We start from the raw sequence: 26,153 nt of genomic DNA, 5'->3' as shown, positions 1-26,153 counted from the left end.
GAATGATGTTGAAGGCCCTGAAACCCTTGCAATACCTTGATTTTCTGTGAAATCCTTCAACATTCAACATTCAACAGATTACTTCAATTATTTAGAAGAAAAAATATATAGTATATGAAGAATGTAATAATAGTGAAGAAGGCATTTCTGATCTTGAATGTTGAAGGATTTTCCGAAAGCCCTTGAAATACCGGCGTTTGATGCCCTTCAACATTTATTCCAGAAAGGATGTGTTACATAGTGAATGACAAAGACCTTTCCCAACAGGCCAAAGAATACTTTGCCCAAATCAGGAAAACGGATCGTTTGATCCATCGGCTTGATAGTACCATTGCAACCTTGCGTTCCAGCTTGACTTCTACCGGAAGCCAACTGAAACAGGACAAGGTTCAGACTTCAGGCCCCAAGAATACCCTTGAAGAAACCATCACCAAGATTATTGATCTTGAAGCCAAGATCAATGCCCGGATTGATGAACTTGTGAGCATGAAACAGGAAGCGTTCACCATGATCAACCGGATTCCTGACCTTGATCAGCAAAATATTCTGATCGGGCGCTATATTCAGTTGAAAAAATGGGAAGATATTTCTGAAGAACTGAATTATTCTATGCAATGGGTTTTTGAACTTCACGGAAAGGGTTTACTTGCTTTTGCCAAGGCAAACAGCGACTTTCTAAACAACCGAGAAAACCAGAGTGCCACCGGTTCCAAACAGAGTAAAGAATCGGTAGAATAGTAAATAAGAAATTGCGCCTACGGGAAACCGGGGCGCTTTTTCTATGCCTGATGAAAGGGGTGAATACCTGTGACACCAAGACAGCGGAAGTTCTGTGATGAATACCTGATCAGCGGCAATGCTACGGATGCGGCAATCAAGGCGGGGTATTCGCCCAAGACCGCAAAGCAAACGGGTTCTGAAAACCTTGCAAAACCTGACTTGAAAGCGTACATCGAAACTGAACTTGAAAAACTTCATTCGGCCAAGATCGCTGACGCTGAAGAAGTCATGAAATACCTGACTTCGGTGATGCGGGGTGAACATACTGAAGAAATCCCGATTCTTTGCGGTGACGGTTGCCAAGAGTTGACACAGAAAGAGGTTGGAGCCAAGGAAAGGCTGAAGGCCGCTGAACTGATTGGCAAGCGTTATGGTATGTTCACGGACAAGGTAGGTGTGGAAAGGGCCGTTCCGGTGATTATCACGGGGGATGATCAACTTGAAGATTAGCCCACAGGCCAAGCGGGTTCACCTTCCTGAAGTGGTTGGTAAGGGTTACGGAACCTTCTGGAACTTCAAAGGCCGTTACCGGGTGTGTAAGGGAAGCCGTGCTTCCAAGAAATCCAAGACAACGGCCCTGAACATCATCAAACGGATGATGCAATACCCGGAAGCCAATACCCTTGTGGTTCGCAAGGTGTTCAGAACCTTGAAAGATTCCTGTTTCACCGAACTGAAATGGGCAATCAACCGCCTTGGGGTTTCAGCCTATTGGGAAATCAAAGAAAGCCCCCTTGAAATGACCTACCTTCCCACCGGTCAGAAGATTTACTTTCGGGGCCTTGATGATCCCCTGAAGGTTACTTCAATTACGGTTGAAATAGGGTTTTTGTGCTGGTGCTGGATTGAAGAAGCATACGAAATCATGAATGAAGCTGATTTTGATATGCTGGATGAATCCATTCGTGGTGCTATCCCGGAAGAAACCGGCCTGTTCAAGCAAATCACGCTGACATTCAACCCGTGGAACGAAAAGCATTGGATCAGGAAACGCTTCTTCGGGGAGATCACCGGCAAGGATGCCCAAGGGAACCCCACATACAAGTTTCATGATAGCTGGATCAGCCCGGATGGGCAGATTTACGCCACAACCACCAATTACCTGTGTAATGAATGGCTGGACACGGCGGATTTGAAGGTGTTCAACACCATGAAGGAAAACAACCCCCGCCGTTACAAGGTGGCTGGCCTTGGGGGTTGGGGCATTGTGGATGGCCTGATTTTCGATAATTGGCGGGAAGAAGCCTTTGATTATCTGGCTATTTCCAAGAAGCCTGATGTGAAAAGCGCCTTCGGCCTTGACTTCGGTTATACCAACGATCCCACGGCCCTGTTCTGTGGGCTGGTGAGTGAGAAGGAAAGAACCATTTGGGTTTTTGATGAACTGTATGAAAAGGCTCTGACAAACCGGGCAATCTGTGACCGGATCACCGGCATGGGCTACGGCAAGGAACGGATCAAGGCCGATTGTGCCGAACCCAAGAGCATTGATGAATTGCGGGATGCTGGCCTTCATCGTATCAGAGCCGCCCGGAAGGGCAAGGACAGCGTGAACAACGGAATCCAGTACATTCAGGGTTACACCATCATTGTTCATCCCCGATGCGTGAACTTCATCACAGAGATTTCAAACTACACATGGGCAGAAGATAAGTTCGGGGCCAAGATCAATGTTCCCATTGATGATTTCAACCACCTTATGGACGCTATGCGTTACGGGCTGGAAGATATGTTGGTTGGCCCCGCCTTCAGCTTCGACTAATAACATGATAGTAACAAAACACACGAAAAACGCACGGTTTCCGTGTGTTTGCGTTTATTAAGCAATGAAGAAAGGCGGTAAGTGAATATGTTTCTGGATAACGCTATGGAGCGTATCAACCGCCTGATCCTTCAGGGTGGGCGAACCGGCATGACTGAAAATCAGTTCTTCGCCGCTGAAATCAAGGAATGGAAGAATAGTCAGCGCCGCAAGGATCAGGTTATAGGTGATCTGTACTATGAAGGACAGCATGACATTCTTCAGCGTCAGCGCACAATCATTGGTGAAAACGGTCAACTTCAGGTGGTGACGAACCTTCCGAACAACCGCCTGATTGATAACCAATATGCCCTGATGGTGGATCAGAAAACCAACTACCTTGTGGGCAAGCCCTTCACCCTGAACTGTCAGGATAAGGGTTACACGGATGCTTTGGGCAAGGTTTTCAACAAACGGTTTTACCGGCTTCTGAAATATGTTTGTGAAGATGCCCTGAACGGTGGCCTTGGTTGGCTTTATCCTTACTACAATGAAGCTGGTGAATTGTCCTTCAAGCATTTCCCGGCCTATGACATTCTTCCTTTTTGGGCTGACGATGATCACACCATCCTTGATTGTGCGATTCGTTACTACACCCAAGAAGTGTGGAACGGCTACCAGAAGGAAAAGGTGGAGAAGGTGGAAATCTTCAAAGCCGATGGCATTTACCGGTATATCTATCAAAATGATATGCTGATTGCCGATGTGGAAGCCGGTGAACACGAAAACTATTTCATGGTTGAGGAAGAAGGCCAAGAACCCAAGGGGTTCAACTGGACAAGGATTCCGCTGGTTCCCTTCAAGTATAACAAACAGGAAATCCCCCTGATCCGCCGTGTGAAAACCCTTCAGGACGGAATCAACACCATGATTTCCGACTTTGAAAACAATATGCAAGAGGACGCACGGAACACCATTCTGGTTCTGAAGAACTATGATGGTGAAAATCTTGGTGAGTTCCGCCACAACCTTTCCACCTATGGAGCCGTGAAGGTTCGTGAGGATGGCGGGGTTGAAACCCTTCAGGTTGAAATCAATGCAGAGAACTACAAGGGCATTTTGGAACTTCTGAAGAAGTCCTTGATTGAAAATGCCCGTGGTTACGATGCCAAGGATGATCGTTTGAGTGGCAACCCCAATCAAATGAACATTCAATCCATGTATTCTGACATTGACCTTGACGCAAACGGCATGGAAACCGAGTTCCAAGCGGCCTTTGAAGAACTGTTGTGGTTCATCAATCAGGATTTCAGCAACAGGGGCTTGGGCGATTATGAAGGCGCTGAACTTCAGATCGTGTTCAACCGTGACATTCTAATCAATGAAACGGAATCCATTGAAAACTGTTCCAAGTCCGTTGGTATTCTGTCCACGGAAACCATTGTGGAACAGCACCCGTGGGTTACGGATGTTGAAGTGGAGCTGGCCCGGTTGCGTAAGGAAAAGGATGAAGCAATGGAACAGGCACAGGAATACGCCGGGGCCTTCCAGACCGACAACCAGAACAAAGGTGACAATGGCGAGGGTGAATAACCCCCGCCGTTTCACAATATATGCCGGGGCAGACCTTGAGTGTGGCGGGGTGCTATTACTCCTACCCGCCAAAGGGTGAAATTCCCTTCCCCGGCCCATCATGGCCCGTTAGTCAAGCGGTTAAGACACCGCCCTTTCACGGCGGTAACGCCGGTTCGATCCCGGCACGGGCTACCATGCTTCCCTGTTGGACTTGGCTGAAAATGCTTGCGGGGCCTTCAGCCCTGATGGGGAAGTCTTATTTGCTGAAGTGGATGGAATAGGCAGACACGGCGGATTCAAAATCCGTTGCCGCAAGGCGTGTGGGTTCAAATCCCACCTTCAGCACCATTTTTCAGGATTGGAGGAACGGCCCATGAGAAATGCGGATTATTGGCGTGGGCGGTTTTCCATCTTGGAGGACAGCGCCCACAGAGAAGCCCAAAAGACTATTCAGGGCATGGAAGAATTGTATTTGGATGCACAGCGTTCCGTTCAGAAGGAAATTGAAAGCTGGTATGCCCGTTTTGCGGTGAACAACCAAATCAGCCTGACCGATGCCCGGAAATGGCTGACCGCTGGACAGCTTGAAGAATTTCATTGGAGCGTTGAACAGTATATCAAGATCGGTGAACAGGCCGGGTTGGATGCGGCATGGCTGAAGAAGCTGGAAAATGCGTCTGCCCGGTTCCACATTTCCCGCCTTGAAGCTGTTCAGACAGGTATTCAGCAACAGCTTGAATTGCTGTACGGCAATCAGGTTGATAGTCTGGATGCCCTATTGAAGAAGGTTGTGGGCAATGGCTATACCCACACGGCTTTTGAGGTTCAGAAGGGTGTGGGCCTTGGTTGGGATATTACCGGGCTGGATCAGAAGAAACTTGAAACCTTGCTTTCAAAGCCTTGGACAACGGACGGGCGAACCTTCCGGGATCGCTGTTGGCTGAACAAGAATGATCTGGTGGGTTCGGTCAGTAAGAGCCTGACGCAAGGGCTTCTTCGGGGTGATTCCCCATCCAAGATCACCACAGCCATTCAGAAGCAGTTCGGGGTTCATCGGTATAAGGCGGGGCGGTTGGTTAATACTGAAACCACCTATTTCAACGCCGTTGCCACCAAGGAATGTTACAAGGATTTGGATGTTGAAATGGTGGAAATCATTGAAACGCTGGATTCCCATACCTGTTCCATTTGTGGTGGGCTTGATGGTAAGGTGATCCCCATTTCCCAATATGAACCCGGTGTGACCGTGCCGCCGTTCCATCCCAACTGTCGAGGAACTACGGCCCCGGCCATTGATCCCAAGTATGCCGGAGAAAGAGCCGCCCGGAACGCTGATGGGGATGTGTACTATGTTCCCGCCAACATGAAATATGCTGATTGGGTTCAGACCTTCGTGAACGGCGGTTCCAAGGCTGGCTTGACCGTTGCAACCGGGGCCGGTGTTGCCAAAACGCTTCGTGACTACAACACCGAGTTTGGAAAGAAGTTCGGCAAAGACCATTATGATCAGATTCGTGATCGTGTGGACGCTTGCCAAAGTTCTGACCTTCAGGCCGCTTGGGATAAGTATGAAAACCAAATCAAGGTTGCAAAGGCTGACCATCAAGGCGGCGCATATTGCCAAGGCAAAAATATTTATGTGAATATTGATGCCGATTCTAAAGGCCGTTCTTGGAGCGCCCCTTACGCAACCACCTTCCATGAAAGCGGCCATGCTATTGATGGGCTTGCGGCACAGCTTGGAACCCCGAATGGTCAATGGCATTTTTCTTCTACTTACAAGGGCGGGGCTTTTCCCCAAACCATCAAGGATGAAGTGAATGATTGGGTGGATCGGGTTCTTGCTGACATGAAGGCCCATAAAGATGATTTCCCGTATTGGGTACAAAAAGGCTGGATGTCGCAAACTACCGCTGATTATTACATCAAGTATGGTGGGTTCAAGGCAAAAAAATCTTATGCCTATGCCGCCGTTCAAGCGGAAGTGAAGGCATTGACCCCATTGCAGTACGGTGATCTTTCTGATATATTGGAAGGGGCCACCCGTGGAAAAATCCGCTGTGGCATTGGTCATGGTGGTGGTTCCTACTGGACAACCCGAACTTACAACGGGATTGATTGGGGCCTTGGAACTGAAGCCTTTGCGGAAATGACTTCCGCAACCATGACTTCCCCGGAAAGTTTGGCAACAATCAAGAAATATCTTCCCAAGTCCTATGCCATGTATGAAGATATGTTGAAGGTGATTGCAAATCAGCCGTGAAAGGGGTGTTGAAAATGGCTGAACTGATTGAACAATATCTTGAACGATTTCATGAGAACTTCCCCCTGTTCGCCCTGATGGGTGTCGAGGAAGCGGAAGTGGAAGCCATTATTCAAGATTGTTTGGATAAGGGAACCCCTTACCGACCACCTGAACTGGATGAAAAATCCCTATATTGATGATCTGACCACCCCGGCCTTTGGCCGGTGGTGGTTTTTTCATACCATCGCCGTTTTGGATTTGTGGGCGGTAAACAGAAATCTAAATGAAATCGTGGTTCCTAACCCACGGTAAAAAAGGATTTGGAGGTTATCACTATGACAAAGGAAAAACTGCTGGAATGGGGCTTGACCGAGGAACAGGCCAACAAGGTCATGGAGGGCCTAAACGGTTCCTTCGTCACCAAAAGCCGCTTCAATGAGGTCAACACCGAACTGACCAACGCAAAGAACACGATCAAAGAGCGTGACACCCAGCTTGAAACGCTGAAGAAGTCCACAGGCGACACCAAGGCGCTTCAGGATCAGATTACCCAGCTTCAGACCGATAACGCCAACCAGAAGAAGGCCCATGAAGCCGAAATGAAGGCATTGAAGATTGGCAACGCCGTTGATATGGCATTGACCGGAGCCAAGGCCAAGAACAACACCGCTGTTAAGGCGCTGTTGGTTGATTTCATCGGTAAGGCTGAATTGGCGGAGGATGGAACCGTCAAGGGCCTTGATGATGAAGTCAAGAAGCTGGTGGAAGGCAAGGACACGGCTTTTCTTTTTGAGAAGTCCACCGGCACCAAGTTCAAGGGGGCCAAATCCGCTGAAAAGGGTGATGGCGCTGAAGGCGGCATGACCCTTGAAAAGCTGAAGGCCATGACCCCTATTGACCGCTACAATTATTCCGTCAACCATCCTGACGAATACAAAGAACTTTATGGAGGTAATGAGTAATGGCAAACACTTGCTACGATAACTTTTTCCTGTCCAACGAAATTGAAGATCAGTACCAGAGCCACCTTGATCTTCAGCAGTTTTGCACCGTGGACAACAACCTGACCGGCGTTGCTGGTATGGTTCGCAAGATTCACAAGTACAAGGCCACCGATGGCACCGAAAAGCTGGCTATGGGTGTTGGCAACACCAAGACCATTGAAGCCGGTTACACCGAAAAGGAATACCGGATTCAGATGGCACAGAACCGCTTCCAGTATTATGACGAGGAAGCCATGACCGATCCCATGGTGATCACCACCGGCACCCGTCACGCTGGTACGGATATGTTCAACACCGTGAACGCTGACATTTTCGGCGCTTTCAACGAGGCCACCATGACCATCGTGACCACCGCCCTTGGCTTTGATGCCTTTGTGGATGGTGCGGCCATGCTGAATCTGGAAAACCTTGAAGGTGTGACCATCTTCGGCTTCGTCAACCCCGCTGATATGGCGAAACTTCGTAAGGCCCTGAAGGACGATCTGAAGTATGTGGAAGCATACGCCAAGCAGGGCTATGTTGGCACCGTGGGCGGTATCAACATCTACACCAAGAAGAACGCCGAAACCGGCAAGGTGGTCATTGCCACCAAGGAAGCTGTTACCCTGTTCAATAAGAAGGGTACGGAAGTGGAACAGGAGCGTGAAGGCAACATCCGCCGCAACACGGTTTATTCCCGCAAGTATTACCTTGCGGCTATGACCAATGAAGCCAAGGCGGTGAAGATCATCACCGGTTCCGCCGCTGTCACCGCTGACACCACGGTTTCCAGCGACAAGACCTATTACGCCGCTTCCGGTATCGGCTATGTGAAGGTCACGCCCGGTTCCGGTGACAACCCCAAGACCAAGGGTTGGTACGAAATCACGGCGGCGTAAGAAAGGCGGTGAACCCCGTTGCGTGATAAAGCGGTTGCAATGCTAACGGCCCTTGGCGTGGCGGGGGCCGCTGATGATCCGTTGTTGGATATGGTTTTGACCAATGTTCAATGGCGGATCAAAAATCTTTCCAACCTTTCCGAAATCCCGGAGGGGTTGGAAAGTCTGGCCGTTTCTATGGCCGTGGGCGAATACCTGAACATGAAGAAGTGTTCTGGACAGCTTGAAGGGTTTGATTTGGATGCGGCGGTGAAATCCATTCAGGAAGGTGACACCAACATTACCTTTGCCCTTGGTGAAGGTAGTTCAACCCCTGAACAGAGGTTGAACAGCCTGATTGATTATCTGATCAACGGGCGCATTGGTGAAATCTACCGTTATAGGCGGTTGGTATGGTGAATAAGGCCGTGCGAACCGCCTTGGAACGGTTGTGGAAGGATCGGTGTTCTATCTTCATTCGTGAGGAAGTCACCGATCCTGTCACCCACCTGACGGATTCTGAAGAAAAGCCGCTTCTTCAGGATCAGCCGTGCAAGTTGTCTTTTGAAACATTAACTTCAACCAATGGGGATGAAGTGGCAACCGCCCAACAGGTGGTGAAGCTGTTCCTTTCCCCGGATGTGAAGGTTCCCGCAGGATGCAAGATCATTGTCACCCGGCCAAATGATGTGGAACGAACCTTCACCTATTCCCGTTCCGGTGAACCGGGCGTTTTCTCCAACCATCAAGAAATCATGCTTGAACCCTTCAGGGGGTGGGCTTGATGGCAAGATGGGGCCGGTGTGATTACCGGGAACTGAAGAAGCTGGATGAACGCCTTCAACAGCTTTCGGAAGTTGACATGGATCGGCTTTGCCGGGATGCCGCCAAGAAGGTTGCCCAAATTCTTCTGAACAAGGTGAAGAAAAGAACCCCGGTTGGCGTGGTTCCGTCCTATGCCACGGATGAAGCCAAGCAGGAATATTGGGCCGGTTACAGCGGGGGTTCCTTGCGTGATGCGTGGACGATCCTTCCCATTGAAAAACATGGGGATCAGTACACCGTGACCATCATCAACAACTTGGAATATGCGTCCTATGTGGAATACGGCCACCGGCAAACGCCGGGGCGCTATGTTCCCGCCTTGGGTAAGACCCTGAAGGCAAGTTGGGTGAAGGGGCGGTTCATGCTGACGATTTCCGAACAGGAAGTGAAAACCTTGGCCCCGTCCATCCTGAATGATATGTTGTATGAAGCCTTGAAGGGGGTGTTCAGTTGATCAATGAAATCATCAAAGGTGTTTCCATGAAGCTGAACGCCACCTTTGGGGCCGGGTACAAAATCTATCAGAATGATGTGGAACAGGGCTTCAAAGAACCCTGTTTTTTCATTGCCGTTCTGAAGCCTGACATTTCCCCGTTGCAAAAGAACCGGTTCATGAACCGGAATCCGCTGGATGTTCACTATTTTCCCACCAGCGGGAGAAACAACGCTGAATTGTTCACTATGGCCGGGAATTTGATGGAATGTTTGGAGTTCATCACCCTTCCCAATGGGGATGTGCTTCACGGAACTTCCATGAGTTATGAAGTTGAAGATGGGGTTCTTCACTTCTTCGTCAACTTCAATCTGACACTATCCCGCCCGTCCGAGGAAACCCCAATGGAAACCTTGGATGTGGATGTGGAGCCAAAGAAAGGGTGATTGAATGGCTACCAGAAAGAAAGCCACCACCGCACAGGAACCGCCCATCACGGCCCCGGTGGTATTCCCCAAAGAAAAAGTGTTGACCTTCAGGCGTTACGCCAACCGGCGTGATCTGCTGTCTATCCTTTTGGAAGATGGGAAGGAATACACCCATGATCAGATTGATGGGCTGATCAAAGATTTTTATGAAAGGTAAGGTGAACTAATATGGCCCTTGGCGGCGGCACCTTCTTGGTGCAGAACAAGGTTCTGCCCGGTGCATATATCAACTTCATTTCTGTGGCGCAGGCAAGCGCCACCCTTTCTGACCGTGGCATTGTCACCATCCCCCTTGCCATGAATTGGGGGCCTGAAGGCAAGATTTTCACGGTGGAACAGGCTGACTTCATCAAGAACAGTCAGAAGATTTTCGGCTATGCGTACACGGCGGATGAACTGAAGCCCATGCGTGAAATCTTCCTTCACGCCAAGACCGTTCATTTCTTCCGCCTTGGTTCCAGCGGCGTGAAAGCGTCCAACACCTACGCAACGGCCAAATACCCCGGCACCCGTGGCAATGATCTTCGGGTTGTGATCACGGCCAATGAAAACAGCACCGAACAGAAGCCCCTGTTCGATGTGGAAACCTTCTTGGGAACCGTTCAGGTTGATCTTCAGGAAGGTGTGGCCGCTATCACCGGCCTGAAGGCCAATGACTATCTGGATTGGAAGTCCAGCGGAACCCTTTCCTTGACCGCTTCCTTGCCCCTGACGGGCGGCACCAATGGCACCGTGGCCGATTCCGACTATCAGACCTATCTTGATCAGGCGGAAGCGTACACCTTCAACGCTATGGGTTGCACCGAGAGCAAGGCCACCATCACCGCCCTGTTTGCGGCTTTCGCAAAGCGTATGCGTGATGATGTGGGCAAGAAGTTTCAGGTGGTTCTTTTCCGCAAGCTGGCCGACTATGAAGGCGTTGTGAGCGTCAAGAACGGCCTGACTTCCGACAAGACTTCCACCGCCCTGATCCCTTGGGTTACGGGTGTGATCGGCGGCACGGCGGTCAATAAGAGCGCCACCAACATGACCTATGATGGTGAATACGATGTGGACACCGATTTCACGCAGACCCAGCTTGAAAACGGGATCAAGGAAGGTTCCTTCATGTTCCATCGTGTGGATGAAGCGGTGTGTGTCCTGACTGACATTAACAGCTTCATTTCCATCACGGATGAAAAGTCCAGCGATTTTTCCAGCAACCAGACGATCCGAGTTTTGGATCAGATCGCCAATGATATTGCCGTTCTGTTCGGCAAGAAGTATCTTGGCAAGGTTCCCAATGATGCCGCTGGCCGGATTTCCCTTTGGAACGATATTGTGAAGCACCACACGGAACTTCAGGATATTCGGGCCATTGAGAACTTCAGCGGCGAAAATGTGACGGTTGAAAAGGGCGATACCAAGAAATCCGTGGTGGTTACTGATTATGTGACCCCCGTGAACGCTATGGAACAGCTTTATATGACCGTCTATGTTCAGTAAGGAGGTACAACCATCATGGCAGATAGAACCATCATGAACGCCAAGGATGCTGTTTCCGCTTCCTTGGCTGAATGTTTCGTGACCATCGGGGATAACCGTTACAACTTCATGCAGGCTATCAACCTTGAAGCCAACTTTGAGAAGAACAAAACGGAAGTTCCCATTTTGGGCAAGACCGGCAAGGGCAATAAGGCCACCGGCTGGAAGGGTACGGGTTCCGCCACCTTCCACTATAACACTTCCATCTTCCGTGAGCTGATGAAGCGTTATAAGGACACCGGCGAGGATGTCTATTTTGACATTCAGGTGACAAATGAAGATCCCACTTCTTCCGTGGGCCGTCAGACCGTGATCCTGAAGGATTGCAATATGGATGGCGGCTTGCTTGCCAAGTTTGATGCTGATGCGGAATACTTGGATGAAGATATGGACTTCACCTTTGAAGATTTCGAGATGCCCGAAACCTTCAGCCTTTTGGCCGGTATGCAGTAAGCAGAGCGCCCCGGCCTTACTTCGGTAGGGGCCGGGGCCTTTTTTCGTATCAAAATATAGGAGGAAAAAACAATGAGCCTGTCCGCTTTTTTGGCTGAAAACGCCGTTCCCGTTGAGAACATCAAGTTTGTTGCTTCCAAACGCTTCTTGGGTGAGGATGGCAACCCCATTCCTTGGGAGATCAAGACCATCACCGGCACTGAGGATGAAGCCCTTCGGAAGTCCTGTGCCAAGCGTGTTCCGGTTCCCGGCAAGAAGAACCAGTATCAGAAGGAAACCGACTATGATCTTTACCTTGGCAAGCTGGCCGTGGCTTGTACCGTGTTCCCCAATCTGAATGATAAGGAACTTCAGGACAGCTACAAGGTCATGGGCGCTGATGCCCTTCTGAAAACCATGCTGACCCCCGGCGAATATGCCGAATACCTGACCAAGATTCAGGAAGTGTGTGGTTTTGATACCACCATGCAGGATGAGGTTGATGAAGCAAAAAACTAATCTGTGAAGGTGATGGTGAAGCGAACATTGCTTACTATTGCCTTCACGAACTTCATTTGACACCTTCCGCCTTTTATGCTTTGCCCCGCCGTGAACGGGCCTTCATCATTGCGGCCATTGATGTTCGGGTGGAAGCTGAAAAGAAGAAGCAGAAGGAAATTGAACGCAAACAGCGCCGGGGCCGACACCATTAAGGCCCCGGCCATTCTCCAAGAAAGGTGGTGATCCCTGTGGGAACTATCCGAACCGCTATTGCCCTTTATGATGGTGTTACCAGCCCCCTTCAGAGTATGCACAAGGCTATGGGTGTTGTGCTGAACACCTTTGAATCCATGCAACAGGCTTCCGGTAGAGCCGTTGACACGGCGGCAATCCGGGAAGCCCGTGAAGAATGGGCGAAAGCGGGAACCGCCTTTGATGCCATTGAAGAAAATATCAGGAACGCCAATAATGAACAGCAAAAGTTCAATAATTCCATTCGTGGGGGTAACAATTCCGCCAATGGACTTCTGTCCACCATCAAGAAAATTGCCGTTGCCGCTGGTGGTATCGTCGGGATCAATAAGGTGCAGAACATTTCGGATAAATTGGCAAGCACCAAGGCCCGGTTGAATCTGCTGGTGGATGATGGCGGTTCCGTGGATGTGTTGGAACAGAAGATCATGGCTTCCGCCCAGCGTTCCCGATCCGTTTACTTTGATACCGCTTCCGCCGTTGCGAAACTTGGCCTGAACGCTGGTAACGCCTTCGGTGGTAATATGGATCAGGTCATTGCCTTCATGGAGCAGGTGAACAAGCAGTTTGTTATTGGCGGCGCTACGGCCCAAGAGCAAAGCAACGCCATGATCCAGCTTACACAGGCAATGGCGGCGGGTGCGCTTCGTGGTGAAGAACTGAACTCCATTCTGGACGGTGCGCCGGGTATCGCAAGAGCTATTGAAAAGTATATGGGGATTGCAGAAGGTTCCATCAAGACGGTTGCACAGGAAGGCAAGGTAACGGCTGAAGTGGTGAAGAACGCCATGTTTGCTATGGCGGATGAAACCAACGCAAAGTTCGATTCCATGCCCAAGACTTGGGCGCAGATTTGGGCCGGGATGAAAAATAAAGCCCTTTCCATGTTCGCCCCGATCCTGACCAAGATCAACCAGATTGCCAATAGCACCAAGTTCCAGCAAGTTACCACGGCCCTGATCAATGGGCTTGCGGGGGTTGCAAATGTGGCTTCTTCGCTATTGGATATTCTGATTTCCGTTGCTTCGGTGATTGTTGATAATTGGAGTTGGATTCAGCCTATCATCATGGGTATTGTGGCCGCTATGCTGATTTATAACGGTGTGGCGCTGGTGACAAATGCCATTATGGGTATTCAGGCAACGGCCAAGGCCGTTCATGCGGCGGCAACTGCTATGGAAGCGGGAGCCACTTTCACCGCTACGGTAGCCCAGCAGGGTCTAAATGCGGCGCTTTTGGCTTGCCCCCTTACATGGATCATCCTTCTGATTATCGCCGTCATTGCGGCTATCTATGCGGCGTGTGCGGCAGTTGCCAAGTTCACCGGAATTGCAAATAGCGGCTTCGGTGTGATTTGCGGGGGAATCATGGTTGTGATTTCCTTCTTCAAAAACCTTGGCCTGTCCGTGGCGAATATTGCCTTGGGTATCTGGAACGCTTTGGGGGCTTGTGCTTCCAATATCGGAACCGCCTTCCATAATGTCATTTCCAATGTTCAGGGATGGTTTTATAACCTTCTTTCTACGGCCCTTACAGTTGTGGCCGGTATTTGTGAAGCCCTGAACAAGTTGCCCTTCGTTGAGTTCGACTATTCCGGGATCACCAGCAAAGCAAGCGAATATGCGGCCAAGTCCGCTGAAGCCTATGGGAATGTTGAGGAATATAAAAGCGTTGCCGATGCCTTCAATGAAGGAATGTCTACCTTTGACACCTTCCAAGATGGTTGGGCCGCTGATGCTTTTGCTTCCGGTGCCGCTTGGGGTGATGGTGTGGCCGATAAGGTTTCCGGTATGTTTGATTTTTCCGCCTTGGATTCTATGGGGGCTGATTCTTTGGATGCCTTCAACCTTGGCAATGATCTTGATAGCATTTACGGGAACACCGGCGATATTGCAAACAACACAGCGGCCACCGCTGATGCCTTGGATATTGCTGAAGAAGATTTGGCCTATCTTCGTGACATTGCGGAGCGTGAAGCAATCAACCGGTTCACTACCGCTGAAATCAAGGTTGAACAGCACAATGAAAACCACATTTCCAAAGATGCTGATTTGGATGGGATCATGGATGCTTGGGCCAATGACTTTGCTGAAAAGCTGGAAGTTTCTGAAGAAGGGGTGCATGAGTAATGGCGTATAAACTGTATATGGCGGGAACGCTTATGCCCATCACCCCTTCCAAGGTGACGGTGAAGATCAATAACCAGAACAAGACCATGACCCTGATCAACGGGGAAGAAATCAACATTCTGAAGGCCGCTGGCCTTTCGGATGTGTCCTTTGAATTGGTTCTTCCCCAAGTGTCCTATCCCTTCAGCAACGGTGGGGCGCAAAGCGCCGCCTATTACCTATCCTTGTTTGAACGGCTGAAGGTGAGCAAGACCCCGTTCCAATTCATCCTGAACCGGCAGAAGCCCGGTGGCGGGATGTTCCATTACACCAATTTGACCGTTGGCCTTGAAACCTATGAAATCACCGATGATGCCGGTGAAGGCTTTGATGTGAAGGTGAAGATCAACCTGAAACAGTACAGAGCCTATGGCACCAAGACCGTGGCCGTGCAACCGGCCAAAACTTCCGGGGGAACCGCCACCGCAACGGTTAAGGCGGCACCCCGGCCCACCACAACGGCCCCGAAAGCCGCCACCTATACGGTGAAATCTGGTGATTGCCTTTGGAACATTGCCAAGAAGCAGTTGGGCAACGGGGCCGATTACACGAAAATCTATAATCTGAACAAGGACAAAATCAAGAACCCGAACCTGATCTATCCCGGTCAGGTTCTTACTTTGCCTTCCTGAAAGGGGTGATTCCGTTTGGCAGTTGAATTGTTCATCCAGCATAACAGCACCATTCAATTCCCCGTTGTCGAGGAAGGCGCAAAGTTGACCTTGGAACGCAAGGGAACCCCCGGCAAGTTAGAGTTCACCGTTGTCAAGGGGCCGGGGCTGAACTTTGCTGAAGGTGATCCGGTGAAGCTGACTGTGAACGGAACCGCCATGTTCTATGGGTTTGTGTTCAAGAAAAAGCGTGACAAGGGCGGCACCATTGATGTTGTGGCCTATGATCAGTTGCGCTATCTGAAGAACAAGGACACCATCACGGAAGAAGGGCTGAAGGCTTCCGACCTTCTGAAGCGCATTGCAACAGATTTCCGGTTGAACCTTGGCACGGTGGAAGATACCGGTTATACCCTTGAAACCATCGTGGAAGAAAACCAAACCCTGTTTGATATGATCCAGAGCGCCCTTGATGAAACCCTGATGAATACCAAACAGCTTTATGTTCTGTATGACGATGCCGGGAAGCTGACCCTGAAGAACATCAATACCATGAAGCTGAACCTTCTGATTGATGAAGAAACCGGGGAAAACTTCAGCTATGAATCCAGCATTGATGAACAGACCTATAACAAGATCAAGCTGGCCTATAACGATGAAAAAACCGGTAAGCGGGAATTGTTCATTGCACAGGACGGGGCGAAAATGAACCAATGGGGTGTTCTTCAGTATTTTGAAGAAGTTCAGACCAAAACGGGCGCTTCCGCCAAGGCGGATGCCCTGTTGAAGCTGTACGATCAGAAAACCCGCAAGCTGACCATTCAGAACGCTTTCGGTGATGTGCGGGTTCGTGCTGGAAGCGCCGTGGTGGTGGCCCTGAACCTTGGCGATATTGTCACCAACAATTACATGGTGGTGAACAAAGTCACCCATACCTTCAGGGGTGATGAACACATGATGGAACTTGACCTGATCGGGGGTGAATTTATTGCCTAATCCTGTTGAAGTGGTAAAACGGGCGGCGGTGGAAGCTGTGGAAGCCGGGAAACCGGTGAACATCCTGTTTGGAACTGTCCTTTCCGCTTCACCCTTGAAAATTCAGGTGGATCAGAAATCCATCTACACTTCCAAAATGCTGATCCTGACCCGGAATGTGACTGATTTTGAAGTTGATATGACGGTGAACCACAGCACCGAGGACAAAGGCGGTGGTTCCGGTGCGGCGGCTTATGAAGCCCACAAACACGCCTATGTTGGCAAGAAAACCTTCAAGGTTCACAACGCTTTGAAGGTCGGTGAAAAGGTGCTTCTGATCCGGGTTCAGCAAGGAAAGAAATTCGTGGTTATTGACCGAGTAAAGGGGGCTTGATGATGATTCCGCAAGTGCAGGATGATATTAAACAGGATTTCACCATTGAAACCCTTCCAAGCCGTACTTTCAGGATGAACCACAACAACCTGACCATCATCGGCACCATTGATGAAATCCAAGCTGTGGAACAGGCGGTTTTTCTGATCCTGAACACAGAACGCTATGAATGGTTGATCCATTCTTGGGATTATGGGGTTGAACTTCATAATCTGATCGGGAAAGATGTGGAATACTGTATTCCCGAAATTGAACGCCGGGTTCGTGAAGCCTTGCTTCAGGATGATAGGATCACGGCGGTTCAGAACTTTGAATTTACGGTGAACAAAAAGAAAGTGCTGACTACCTTCACGGTGGTCAGCATTTTTGGCGAAATCAATGCAGAATTGGGGGTTGAAATCTGATGTATGAAGCACAGACCTATGAAGCAATCCTTTCCCGGATGCTTCAGAAGACGCTTTCTATCAATGGCAATTTGGACACCCGTGAAGGTTCGTTGGTTTGGTGCGGTGATGCCCCCGCCGCCGTGGAATTGCAGAATCTTTATATTGCCCTTGATACGGTGCTGAATGAAACCTTTGCAGACACCGCAACCCGCCCTTATCTCATTTTGAGGGCGGCAGAAAGGGGGCTGAAACCGCAACCGGCAAGCTCCGCCGTGTTGCAGTTGAGCATTACACCAACCACCTTGCACCTTCCCATGAACACCCGCTTTTCCATTGGAGAACTGAACTATTATGTTTCGGCTGACCGTGGAAGTGGTAAGTATGAAATCACCTGTGAAACCGCTGGTGAAGCCGGTAATGACTACACCGGAACGGTGATTCCCATTGAGTATGTGGACGGGCTTGAAACCTGTTCCATTTCCGCCGTGGTGATCCCCGGTGAGGATGAAGAAGATACCGAGATTTTCAGACAGCGTTACATGGATAGCCTGAACGCCCAAGCCTTCGGCGGCAACCGTGCGGATTATCTGGAAAAGGTGAACGCCATTCCCGGCGTGGGCGGTGTGAAGGTATATCGGGTTTGGAACAGCGATTTGAACCCGGCCAAGCTGATCCCGCCCACGGGAACCGACACTTGGATCAGCGGCCTTTCTGGTGTGTCCGAGGAAATCAAGGCGTGGTTGAATGCCGTGTATGCGGCGGGAGCCAATAGCAAGCTAACCGTGGGCGGAACCGTGAAGCTGGTGATCATCAACAGTTCCTTCAAGAAGCCTTCGGAAGCCCTTGTGGATCAGGTGCAGACCGCAGTTGACCCACTTCAGAACGCCGGTGAAGGTGTGGGCATTGCCCCCATCGGCCATGTGGTGAGGGTTGAAGGCGTGGGTGAAGATACCATCAACCTTTCCTTCGATTTGTACTATCAGCGGGAATGGAGTTGGGATGATGTTTCCGCCTATGTCACGGAAGCAATCAACGGTTACTTCTTGGAACTGGCCCAAAGTTGGGCAGACCAGAATGAAGCCCTTGTGGTTCGTATCAGTCAGGTGGAAAGCCGCCTGTTGGGAATCACCGGTATTCTGGATATTGCCAACACCAAGATCAACGGTGAAGCGGCGAACTGTACCCTGACCCTTGACCACATCCCGGTTTTGGGAACCATTGAGCCGGGAACCATCGTGATCAACGGATAAGGGGGGCGGGAGCATGGAACGCAAACTGATTGATTATCTTCCCTATGTCATTCGTGATTATGCGGAGTTTCAGGGGATCATGGGGAGCGAACAGCCGGAAATTGAAAAGGCGTGGAACACCACGGATGATCTTCTTGATAACCAGTTCATTCCCACCGCTGGAAACATGGGCCTTTCCCGATGGGAAAAGATTTTGGGAATTACGCCCAAAGGAACAGACAGCCTTGAAGATCGCCGGTTCCGTATTCTGACCCGGATCAATGAAGAACTTCCGTACACCTTGCCCCAGCTTCGGAACATCCTTGAAACGCTGTGCGGGAAGGGTAACTATTCCGCTGATGTGGAAGAAGGCACCTATCAGCTTCTTGTGAAAATCGGGTTGGCCGCAAAGAACAACTTCAATGATGTTGAATCTTTGCTGAACCGGGTTGTTCCCCAAAACATGGTTGTGACCTTGCTTCAGCTTTATAACACCCATGCGGAACTTGGGCGGTTCACCCATGCCCAGCTTGCCGCCTATACCCATAATCAGTTGAGAAACGAGGTTTTGAAGAATGGCGAATAAAACAACCAACTACAAGCTGACTAAACCCCTTGAATCTGAATTTTATGATGTAGGGGTTCAGAATGAAAACATGGATAAGATTGATACCCAAATGAAGGCCAATGCGGATGCCGTTGAAGCCCTTCAGAAAGGTCAATCCGGGAAGGCTGATCTGGTGGATGGTAAGGTTCCCGCCGAACAGCTTCCCAGCATGAACTATGATCCCAAAGGTACGGCCCAAAACAAGGTGAGCGAACACAACCTTGATCAGACCGCCCACCCGTATCTGTTGAACCAGATCGGAACCTGTGTGGAAGCCGCACAGAACGCACAGGATGCCGCAAATGCGGCCTTGGATGCTGTGTCCGGTATCGTCTATACCATCAATGTTCTTCCTTCGCAGAATGGCACCCTGACCTATAACGGACAGGCCCAAAGCCCTTCTTGGAACGCTTATAACCCCGATGCGCTGACCTTGGGCGGCGTGACTACCGGCACCAATGCTGGAACCTACACGGCCACTTTCACCCCTAAAGGGAAGTATAAGTGGGCAGACGGTACGCAGACCGCCAAGGAAGTGACTTGGACGATCAACGCCGCCACCATGACGATCCCCACGCAGAGCAACAGCCTTACTTATACCGGTTCGGCCCAAAGCCCCGCTTGGAACAACTATGACAGCGGGAAAATGACGCTTGGAGGAACTACCAGCGGCACGAACGCTGGTTCCTACAATGCCACCTTCACGCCGAAAACGAACTACAAGTGGGCTGATGGAAGCACCGGGGCCAAAACGGTTGCTTGGAGCATTGCCAAGGCCGCTGGTAGTTTGTCTTTGAATAAGACTTCCATCAAACTGACCGCCGCAAAGACCACGGACACCATCACCGTGACAAGGGCGGGTGATGGTAAGATTACGGCCACTTCCAGCGCCCCCACGGTGGCTTCTGTGAGTGTTTCCGGTTCGGTGGTAACTGTTACCGCAAAGGCCAAAGGAAGCGCCACAATCACCGTCAGCGTGGCCGCTGGCACCAACCACACGGCCCCGGCCAATAAGACCTGTTCCGTTGAAGTGACATTGCCCACCAAGGTTCTGAACGATAACAGTTGGGCAACCATCCGGGAAGTCAGTTCCGCAGGTTTGGGGGCCAACTATTGGGCCGTTGGTGATGTGAAATCCATCGTTCTGAATGGCACCGTGAGGAATTACACTTTCAGCAACTTGACCGTGAACGCCTTTATTTTGGGCTTCAACCACAATTCCGCCAAGGAAGGTGCGAACAAGATTCACTTCCAGATCGGGAAGATCGGTTCCACGGCAGTTGCTTTGTGTGATAGCAATTATAACAACACCGGTGATGGTTTCCGCATGAATACCAGTCAGACGAACAGCGGCGGTTGGAACGCTTCACACATGAGAAAAACTGTATTGGGCAACAGTAACACCCCCACAAGCCCGTTGGCGAATAGCTTGATGGCGGCGCTTCCCGCCGATTTGAGGGCGGTTATGCAACCCGTGACCAAGTACACCGATAATACCGCCAACGGTGGCGGCAATGTTCAGACTTATGTAACGGCCACCACCGATTACTTGTTCTTGCTTGCTGAATTTGAAGTGTTCGGAACAAGAAGCTATGCAAATAGCTATGAACAGAATTATCAGGCACAATACGATTACTACAAAGCCGGTAATAGTAGAGTAGCCTATAATCATTCCGCCGTGTCCACGGCGGTGTGGTGGTGGCTTCGATCCCCTAATTACAACAGCAGCGGTAATTTCCAGTATGTCGTCGCGGATGGCACCGGCAACAGTGACTATGCCAATTACTGTGCTGGTGTGCGGCCCGGCTTTGCCGCCTAATCCCCCGCAGGATGATCCCGCCCTCATCCCGCCGCCGCAAGGCGGCGGTTCCGGGAGGGAACCCCAAATAAAAATAATAATGGCGGCGTAAGCCGCCCGACGATTTTTTGAAAATGGGGGTTTTCCGGCAAAGTGCTATCATTTGACTGTCTTTTGAGTGCATACACCGGACAAAATCAGCCATACAATATCCATAAGCCTGTTTGAAGGGGGTATTGTATGGCAACAAACAAGCGTGTTTTCACCTTGCGCCTATCTGATGAAGTCTTTGACAAGATCGGGGCGCTTGCAACCCGTGAACACCGATCCATTACCAATTACATTGAATTTGTTCTTCTGAAACACTTGGAAGAAGTGGAAAAGGCGGAAGGAACGATCAGTGTCGATAATTCACCCAAAGGGGTATAACTGAAAATGTCTGTCCTGAAGCAAAAGAGAACCACAAGCAAGGCCGAGTTCATCAACACGGCCAATCAGATTTATGTTGAAACCCTGAACTTCCTGACCCGTCTTTCAGCCCGGTATTCCCGGTTGATTGCGGAGCCGGTGGCAAAGCTGGCCGGTGAGATCATCGACCATGCGGAGAAGGCCAATAGTATCTTTCCTTCGGACAACCAGCGCATTGAAATGAGGAAGGCCCATCTTCTTGAAGCACGGGCTTCCCTGATGGCGCTGGATGTTCGCTTGACCCATGTTTACCTGATTCTGAACCAGAACCCGGAAGGGGCCTTTACCACTTCCAAGGGGAACCCGGTGAAGTCACAGGATGCAATGGAAAAACTGGATAAGATGGCCCAAAACTTGGGTGAACTGATCGACAAAGAAAACGAACTTCTGAAAGGGGCGATCAAAAATGTAACAGCAAAACAGAAATAATTTCCCATTAGGTGTGCAACTGATAATGAGCCTGTTGGCGGTGTGGTGGTGGCTTCGTTCCCCTAATTACAACAACAACAATAATTTCCAGAATGTCAACACGGATGGCAACAACAACAATAACAATGCCAATTACTGTGCTGGTGTGCGGCCCGGATTTTGCAAATATACACGGTCAAATGTAGTAACAGAAGGCAAACGGCTTTTCAGGTGAAAGACGACCGATGTAAAAGGAGTTGTACTTCCTTGGGTTTCAATCCCTAAAACTGCCCTTTGATGCCCTTACACGGACGCTTCTTGCATGGTGGGTGAATGTGCCTTATCCCATTTCATGTGTGAGGGCAAAGCAATTTAGACGGCACCCTACAAGATATTTGTACGAGGGGCGAATACTTTTATTATGACAAGCCAAGAACGGCATGAAGCAAGGTTCCAGCGCCGCAAAGCAAAGCGGTTGGAACGGAAACAGGCCCGGTGTAATAGCCTTGGGCCGATGAATAAAGTCTTTTCCTACCGGAAGATGTTCTTCTATGGGAAAAAGTGCTGTAACGGGGTGCGGTGGAAGCAAAGTGTTCAAAACTTTGAAGGCCACCTGTTTTCTGGTACGGCAACACGGCGGCGAACGGTATTGGAACAGCAATGGAAACCCAAAGCCTGTTCCCATTTCATCCTTCGGGAACGGGGCAAAATCCGCCCGATAGATGCCCCACATATTACGGATCGACAAATCCACAAAACCCTTTGCAATGAAGTTCTGATCCCGCTATATTCACCTTCCATGATCTATGACAACGGAGCAAGCCAAAAAGGAAAGGGCCTTCATTGGCAGTTCAAACGGATCAAACAACAGCTTGGATGGCATTACCGGCGCTATGGCCGGGAAGGTGCTGTGTTGCTGTTGGATTTGAAAGGGTTCTTTCCAAACGCTTCCCACGCCCTATTATATCAGCGGCACCGGGAATTGATTTTGAATCCTGAACTTCAAAACTTGGCTGATACTGTAATCCAGTATTCCCCATGCCCGACACCGGGCCGGGGGATGCCTTTGGGCGTGGAGCCTTCCCAACAGGAAATGGTGGCGTTACCAAGTAAAATTGACCAATGGATCAAGTGTCAGGCCCGTGTTCATTGCGCCGGTCATTACATGGATGATTACTATGCTTTCTTTCCCACGGTGGATGAAGCAAAGCTGATGGGCCATGAAATTGTAAGGCGATTTGAAGCCGCTGGAATCCGAGTGAACAAGCGTAAGTGTAAGGTGATCCCGCTTACAAAGCCATTCCGGTTCTGTAAAGCACGGTTCACCCTTACCGAAACCGGCAAGATCAAGGTGAATGGAAGCCGGGATGGAGTGAAACGGGCAAGGCGAAAGCTGAAGCTGTTTCACAAAGAGTTCAAAGAGGGAAAACGATCCTTCTTTGACATAGAACAATACATGGAGTGCCAAAGCGCCTATTACCGGAACTTCAACGATCATGGACGGTTGTTAAGGTTGCGGCGGCTTTACCATGCAATCTTTTTCGGAGGTGGACAATGTTTAGAATCATCAAAGCCGGGGCCGGTATCGGCCTGACCGAGAACCTGAACTACATCAAAAAAGCCGAAAATGGTTGCTATGTCCTTTGCCCGGAGCCTGACGCTTCGGGCATTGTTTTTGAGGGTGTAGCTTACCATTTGTTGGGCCGTGCCGCTATGGATGAACTGGAAACGGTGAGTTTGGAACAGACGGACGCAGGAAGCGAGATCACCAAGGCCACGGAAGCCGGTGGAATCGTCTTTGTAACCTTGGCGGAAGCCGGGAGCATTGACGCTGAAACGGCGGCGGAACACGCTGATTTGTTCGCTGAATGGGCTTTCCCTGTTGGCTACACGGTGGGGCAGATTCGCCGGTATAACGGAACCCTTTACAAGTGCGTTCAGGCCCATACTTCCCAAGCGGATTGGACACCGGACACGGCTTCCAGCCTGTGGAGCAAAACGAGTGATCCCGCTGAAGAATGGCCCGAATGGAGCCAACCGGTGGGAGCGCATGACGCTTATTCCAAGGGGGCAAAGGTGAGCCATAAGGAAAAGCATTGGATTTCCACGGTGGATTCCAATGTGTGGGAACCCGGTGTGTACGGGTGGGAGGAAAGCACGGATGGAGTATAAAACCTATGTTTGCCGTAAACGGGCAAGGTTCAAGGCGATTTGCGGACAAGTGAACATTCCGTATGGAACCACCCTGAATGGTCAGGGTGGTTTTTTGATCCTGAATGATCTTCCGGTGTGTTCGGCCACCAGCCAAAACGCCTATGACTTCTTCACACAGAATGATGATGGCATGGGGCAGGAACGGGGCGAACTGTTGAACCGGATCATTCCCAAGCTGGAAAAGCGTGATGCCGGGTATCAGGCCCGGTGGGGGAAGATTTGGGAAGATGCCCTTTGTCAGAAGTACAAGCGCCCGGAACAGGAAGATCATTGGATTTGGAATCATGACTTCTACAACGGCCCTGTTGAGGATTTGCGCTATATTGCCGCCCTGATCGGGGCCTGATAGGAGGTAAACATGACGCTTGAATTGTCTATTGTAATTTCTGTTCTTTCGGTTTCCTTTGCCTTGTATTCCGGTATTTCCAACCTGAAGCGCAACGATAAGAAAGACACCGCCGAGGAAACCGCCCAGCTTACCACCGTGATTGTGAAGCTGGAAAACATCGGGGATGGAGTGTCCGAAATCAAATCTGACATGAAGAATGTCAAGGGTGAAGTTCAGGAATTGCGGGAACGCCTTGTGGCCGTGGAACAGTCCGCCAAATCCGCCCACCACCGCCTTGATGGGCTTGCAGGTGGTGTTGATGCGTGAGCCGCCGAACATCCCGAAAGCAAAAGATTGAGTTTTCCAAGCTGATCCTGTATGTGGTGGGGGCCGTAACCGTTGGGGTTACGGCCTTCACCCTTATCATGGTTTGGAAAACTGAAAACCTTGAACCGCTGGCCTATTTGATCCCCGCCATATTTGCTGAATTGGCAACCGCAACCGGGTTTTACTATTCCAAAGCCAAGGCCGAAAACCGGATTAAACTTCGGAAACTGTACGGCCCTGAAATTTATAACGATGCAAAGGAGATTTGAACCATGCTGAACGCTGTTTTGAACAACCTGATCAATATTGGGTGGGCCATGCTGATCTTCCTGTGTGCGTACCTGTCCAATGTGGCCTTTTCCCTTTACTACAACATCAAGGTTTTGCTTCAGCCTTTCGACAAACAGAAGATGATCAATTCCGGGCTGAAGGTTGCCACCTTCGTTGTGGGCCTGACCTTGCTGTGTGTGGCAATCACCACCCTTCCCATTTATGCTGATCAGCTTGGGTGGGCAATCCCGGAGGAATACACAGAAATTTTTGCAGACTTGGTTATTGTGGGCGCTGTCCTGATGGTTTCTTGCAAATACATTGGTGAAGCCTTCACCAAGTTCAAAGCCATTCTTCAAGTGAAAGGAGATACCGAAAATGAGTAATTCCAGCCTTGCAACCTATACCCGGATCACGAAAAACAAAACCAGCCCCCGGAACCACGCCATTGACACCATCACGATTCATTGTATCGTTGGGCAATGGACAGCAAAACAGGGGTGTGATTATTTCGCCACCACAGACCGGCAATGTTCCGCCAACTATGTTGTTGGTAAGGATGGTTCCATTGGCCTTTCCGTGGATGAAAAGGATCGTTCTTGGTGTTCCAGCAACGGCACCAATGACAACCGGGCAATCACCATTGAAGTTGCTTCCGACACCACCCACCCTTACGCCGTCACCGCCAAGGCTTATGCGGCCCTGTTGGATTTGGTAACGGATATTTGCAAGCGGAACGGGATCAAGAAGTTGGTATGGAGTACGAACAAGAATGACCGTGTGAACCATCGGAACGGATGCAACATGACCGTTCATCGTGACTTCGCCAACAAAGCCTGTCCGGGGGAATATCTTTATTCCAGACACGGGGAGATTGCCGCAGAAGTCAACAGAAGGCTTCAGGGCGCTTCCAATGGTGGTGGGGTAGTAGTTACACCCCCAACCGCAGAAAAGCCCACAGGCGGCACCACAGGGGCCACCGTGACCCCTTATCTTGTGCGGGTGAAGATCACCAACCTGAATATCCGTAAAGGCCCCGGCACAAACTACGGTGCAACCGGCTACATCCAGCCCGGTATTTATACCATCGTGGCTGAAAGCACCGGCAAAGGTGCGGCCAAGTGGGGCAAACTGAAAAGCGGTGCTGGCTGGATTTCCCTTGACTACGCCGCCAAAACCTAACCATGACAAAGGCCCTTCCGGTTCAAGCTGGAAGGGCCTTTTTTGCGTGTTTCTACTATGTTACTAATAACCCCGATTTCACCGAACTTCAAAGGGCTGAAATGTTCAGTATTTGGGTGCTTCAGAGCGTT

The 26,153-nt window shown here is 50.2% G+C and carries 34 protein-coding genes and 2 tRNA genes; all 36 read left to right on the top strand.

Annotation, left to right across the window (positions count from 1 at the left end):
* The first annotated feature begins 240 nt into the window (after positions 1 to 240).
* The 36 genes from WMO66_RS10840 to WMO66_RS10670 all read left to right on the top strand — a co-directional run bounded on the left by WMO66_RS10840 (position 241) and on the right by WMO66_RS10670 (position 26,022).
* Positions 241 to 738 carry a DUF1492 domain-containing protein gene (locus WMO66_RS10840; protein WP_179859467.1) on the top strand — a complete coding sequence of 166 codons (498 nt, stop codon included), beginning with the start codon at positions 241 to 243 and terminating at the stop codon, positions 736 to 738.
* A gap of 69 nt (positions 739 to 807) precedes the next feature.
* The gene (locus tag WMO66_RS10835; RefSeq protein WP_097791510.1) at positions 808 to 1,230 is read left to right on the top strand and encodes a terminase small subunit; all 423 of its coding nucleotides are present in this window, start codon (positions 808 to 810) and stop codon (positions 1,228 to 1,230) included.
* Positions 1,211 to 2,542, top strand: coding sequence for a PBSX family phage terminase large subunit (locus WMO66_RS10830; protein WP_178849064.1), 1,332 nt, complete (start codon positions 1,211 to 1,213; stop codon positions 2,540 to 2,542). The genes WMO66_RS10835 and WMO66_RS10830 overlap by 20 nt, the downstream gene beginning before the upstream one ends.
* Positions 2,543 to 2,629: 87 nt before the next feature.
* Positions 2,630 to 4,114 carry a phage portal protein gene (locus tag WMO66_RS10825; RefSeq protein WP_349136488.1) on the top strand — a complete coding sequence of 495 codons (1,485 nt, stop codon included), beginning with the start codon at positions 2,630 to 2,632 and terminating at the stop codon, positions 4,112 to 4,114.
* Between the two features lie 102 nt (positions 4,115 to 4,216).
* Positions 4,217 to 4,291: transfer RNA gene (locus WMO66_RS10820), tRNA-Glu, on the top strand.
* Between the two features lie 67 nt (positions 4,292 to 4,358).
* A tRNA-Leu gene (locus WMO66_RS10815) sits at positions 4,359 to 4,444 on the top strand.
* Positions 4,445 to 4,469: 25 nt separating this feature from the next.
* Complete coding sequence (locus WMO66_RS10810; protein WP_349136487.1) at positions 4,470 to 6,359, top strand: minor capsid protein; 1,890 nt, start codon at positions 4,470 to 4,472, stop codon at positions 6,357 to 6,359.
* 14 nt (positions 6,360 to 6,373) lie between these two features.
* Entirely contained in the window at positions 6,374 to 6,538 is a 165-nt protein-coding gene (locus WMO66_RS10805; RefSeq protein WP_349136486.1) for a hypothetical protein, read from the top strand.
* Between the two features lie 138 nt (positions 6,539 to 6,676).
* Positions 6,677 to 7,303: a phage scaffolding protein gene (locus WMO66_RS10800; protein ID WP_349136485.1), complete on the top strand. Its 627-nt coding sequence runs from the start codon at positions 6,677 to 6,679 to the stop codon at positions 7,301 to 7,303.
* Positions 7,303 to 8,223: a hypothetical protein gene (locus WMO66_RS10795; RefSeq protein ID WP_349136484.1), complete on the top strand. Its 921-nt coding sequence runs from the start codon at positions 7,303 to 7,305 to the stop codon at positions 8,221 to 8,223. Before WMO66_RS10800 ends, WMO66_RS10795 begins: the two co-directional genes overlap by 1 nt.
* Positions 8,224 to 8,241: 18 nt before the next feature.
* Positions 8,242 to 8,622, top strand: coding sequence for a head-tail connector protein (locus WMO66_RS10790; protein WP_349136483.1), 381 nt, complete (start codon positions 8,242 to 8,244; stop codon positions 8,620 to 8,622).
* A complete protein-coding gene (locus tag WMO66_RS10785; RefSeq protein WP_349136482.1) occupies positions 8,616 to 8,987 on the top strand; it encodes a hypothetical protein in 372 nt (123 codons plus the stop codon). The genes WMO66_RS10790 and WMO66_RS10785 overlap by 7 nt, the downstream gene beginning before the upstream one ends.
* Complete coding sequence (locus tag WMO66_RS10780; RefSeq protein ID WP_349136481.1) at positions 8,987 to 9,481, top strand: HK97 gp10 family phage protein; 495 nt, start codon at positions 8,987 to 8,989, stop codon at positions 9,479 to 9,481. The genes WMO66_RS10785 and WMO66_RS10780 overlap by 1 nt, the downstream gene beginning before the upstream one ends.
* Positions 9,478 to 9,906, top strand: coding sequence for a phage tail terminator family protein (locus WMO66_RS10775; protein ID WP_349136480.1), 429 nt, complete (start codon positions 9,478 to 9,480; stop codon positions 9,904 to 9,906). Before WMO66_RS10780 ends, WMO66_RS10775 begins: the two co-directional genes overlap by 4 nt.
* Positions 9,907 to 9,910: 4 nt before the next feature.
* Positions 9,911 to 10,105, top strand: a complete 195-nt coding sequence (locus WMO66_RS10770) for a hypothetical protein (protein WP_349136479.1) — start codon at positions 9,911 to 9,913, stop codon at positions 10,103 to 10,105.
* Between the two features lie 11 nt (positions 10,106 to 10,116).
* Positions 10,117 to 11,433: a phage tail sheath C-terminal domain-containing protein gene (locus WMO66_RS10765; RefSeq protein ID WP_349136478.1), complete on the top strand. Its 1,317-nt coding sequence runs from the start codon at positions 10,117 to 10,119 to the stop codon at positions 11,431 to 11,433.
* Between the two features lie 15 nt (positions 11,434 to 11,448).
* Positions 11,449 to 11,925 (top strand): phage tail tube protein, encoded by a 477-nt coding sequence (locus WMO66_RS10760; RefSeq protein ID WP_187031852.1) that lies wholly within the window; start codon positions 11,449 to 11,451, stop codon positions 11,923 to 11,925.
* Between the two features lie 72 nt (positions 11,926 to 11,997).
* A complete protein-coding gene (locus tag WMO66_RS10755; RefSeq protein WP_097791524.1) occupies positions 11,998 to 12,423 on the top strand; it encodes a phage tail assembly chaperone in 426 nt (141 codons plus the stop codon).
* 230 nt (positions 12,424 to 12,653) lie between these two features.
* Positions 12,654 to 14,786 carry a tape measure protein gene (locus tag WMO66_RS10750; RefSeq protein WP_349136477.1) on the top strand — a complete coding sequence of 711 codons (2,133 nt, stop codon included), beginning with the start codon at positions 12,654 to 12,656 and terminating at the stop codon, positions 14,784 to 14,786.
* Positions 14,786 to 15,457, top strand: a complete 672-nt coding sequence (locus WMO66_RS10745) for a LysM peptidoglycan-binding domain-containing protein (protein WP_349136476.1) — start codon at positions 14,786 to 14,788, stop codon at positions 15,455 to 15,457. The genes WMO66_RS10750 and WMO66_RS10745 overlap by 1 nt, the downstream gene beginning before the upstream one ends.
* 15 nt (positions 15,458 to 15,472) lie before the next feature.
* Positions 15,473 to 16,432 (top strand): XkdQ/YqbQ family protein, encoded by a 960-nt coding sequence (locus WMO66_RS10740; protein ID WP_349136475.1) that lies wholly within the window; start codon positions 15,473 to 15,475, stop codon positions 16,430 to 16,432.
* Positions 16,425 to 16,805: a DUF2577 domain-containing protein gene (locus WMO66_RS10735; RefSeq protein ID WP_349136474.1), complete on the top strand. Its 381-nt coding sequence runs from the start codon at positions 16,425 to 16,427 to the stop codon at positions 16,803 to 16,805. The genes WMO66_RS10740 and WMO66_RS10735 overlap by 8 nt, the downstream gene beginning before the upstream one ends.
* Entirely contained in the window at positions 16,805 to 17,209 is a 405-nt protein-coding gene (locus WMO66_RS10730; protein ID WP_349136473.1) for a DUF2634 domain-containing protein, read from the top strand. The genes WMO66_RS10735 and WMO66_RS10730 overlap by 1 nt, the downstream gene beginning before the upstream one ends.
* On the top strand, positions 17,209 to 18,441 hold the full coding sequence (locus WMO66_RS10725) for a baseplate J/gp47 family protein (protein WP_349136472.1): 1,233 nt from the start codon (positions 17,209 to 17,211) through the stop codon (positions 18,439 to 18,441). The genes WMO66_RS10730 and WMO66_RS10725 overlap by 1 nt, the downstream gene beginning before the upstream one ends.
* A gap of 13 nt (positions 18,442 to 18,454) precedes the next feature.
* Positions 18,455 to 19,006, top strand: coding sequence for a putative phage tail protein (locus WMO66_RS10720; RefSeq protein WP_187031862.1), 552 nt, complete (start codon positions 18,455 to 18,457; stop codon positions 19,004 to 19,006).
* Positions 18,996 to 20,846 carry a DUF6273 domain-containing protein gene (locus tag WMO66_RS10715; protein ID WP_349136471.1) on the top strand — a complete coding sequence of 617 codons (1,851 nt, stop codon included), beginning with the start codon at positions 18,996 to 18,998 and terminating at the stop codon, positions 20,844 to 20,846. The genes WMO66_RS10720 and WMO66_RS10715 overlap by 11 nt, the downstream gene beginning before the upstream one ends.
* A gap of 219 nt (positions 20,847 to 21,065) precedes the next feature.
* Positions 21,066 to 21,254 carry a hypothetical protein gene (locus WMO66_RS10710; RefSeq protein ID WP_349136470.1) on the top strand — a complete coding sequence of 63 codons (189 nt, stop codon included), beginning with the start codon at positions 21,066 to 21,068 and terminating at the stop codon, positions 21,252 to 21,254.
* A 6-nt stretch (positions 21,255 to 21,260) separates the two neighbouring features.
* On the top strand, positions 21,261 to 21,722 hold the full coding sequence (locus tag WMO66_RS10705) for a hypothetical protein (RefSeq protein WP_097791535.1): 462 nt from the start codon (positions 21,261 to 21,263) through the stop codon (positions 21,720 to 21,722).
* Between the two features lie 25 nt (positions 21,723 to 21,747).
* Entirely contained in the window at positions 21,748 to 21,936 is a 189-nt protein-coding gene (locus WMO66_RS14495) for a DUF6273 domain-containing protein (RefSeq protein ID WP_353963853.1), read from the top strand.
* A gap of 186 nt (positions 21,937 to 22,122) precedes the next feature.
* On the top strand, positions 22,123 to 23,295 hold the full coding sequence (locus WMO66_RS10700) for a reverse transcriptase domain-containing protein (RefSeq protein WP_349136469.1): 1,173 nt from the start codon (positions 22,123 to 22,125) through the stop codon (positions 23,293 to 23,295).
* A complete protein-coding gene (locus WMO66_RS10695) occupies positions 23,256 to 23,873 on the top strand; it encodes a carbohydrate-binding protein (protein WP_349136468.1) in 618 nt (205 codons plus the stop codon). Before WMO66_RS10700 ends, WMO66_RS10695 begins: the two co-directional genes overlap by 40 nt.
* Positions 23,863 to 24,261 (top strand): isoaspartyl peptidase, encoded by a 399-nt coding sequence (locus WMO66_RS10690; protein ID WP_349136467.1) that lies wholly within the window; start codon positions 23,863 to 23,865, stop codon positions 24,259 to 24,261. The genes WMO66_RS10695 and WMO66_RS10690 overlap by 11 nt, the downstream gene beginning before the upstream one ends.
* A gap of 12 nt (positions 24,262 to 24,273) precedes the next feature.
* A complete protein-coding gene (locus WMO66_RS10685; RefSeq protein ID WP_097791539.1) occupies positions 24,274 to 24,570 on the top strand; it encodes a hypothetical protein in 297 nt (98 codons plus the stop codon).
* On the top strand, positions 24,567 to 24,839 hold the full coding sequence (locus tag WMO66_RS10680) for a hypothetical protein (RefSeq protein ID WP_097791540.1): 273 nt from the start codon (positions 24,567 to 24,569) through the stop codon (positions 24,837 to 24,839). The genes WMO66_RS10685 and WMO66_RS10680 overlap by 4 nt, the downstream gene beginning before the upstream one ends.
* Before the next feature lie 3 nt (positions 24,840 to 24,842).
* Positions 24,843 to 25,226 carry a hypothetical protein gene (locus tag WMO66_RS10675; protein ID WP_349136466.1) on the top strand — a complete coding sequence of 128 codons (384 nt, stop codon included), beginning with the start codon at positions 24,843 to 24,845 and terminating at the stop codon, positions 25,224 to 25,226.
* Complete coding sequence (locus WMO66_RS10670) at positions 25,219 to 26,022, top strand: N-acetylmuramoyl-L-alanine amidase (RefSeq protein WP_349136465.1); 804 nt, start codon at positions 25,219 to 25,221, stop codon at positions 26,020 to 26,022. The genes WMO66_RS10675 and WMO66_RS10670 overlap by 8 nt, the downstream gene beginning before the upstream one ends.
* Positions 26,023 to 26,153: the final 131 nt, after the last annotated feature.

This window comes from Faecousia intestinalis, from assembly GCF_040096185.1.
GTDB lineage: Bacteria > Bacillota > Clostridia > Oscillospirales > Oscillospiraceae > JAZOXB01.
This window is presented reverse-complemented; position numbering and strand designations above follow the sequence as displayed.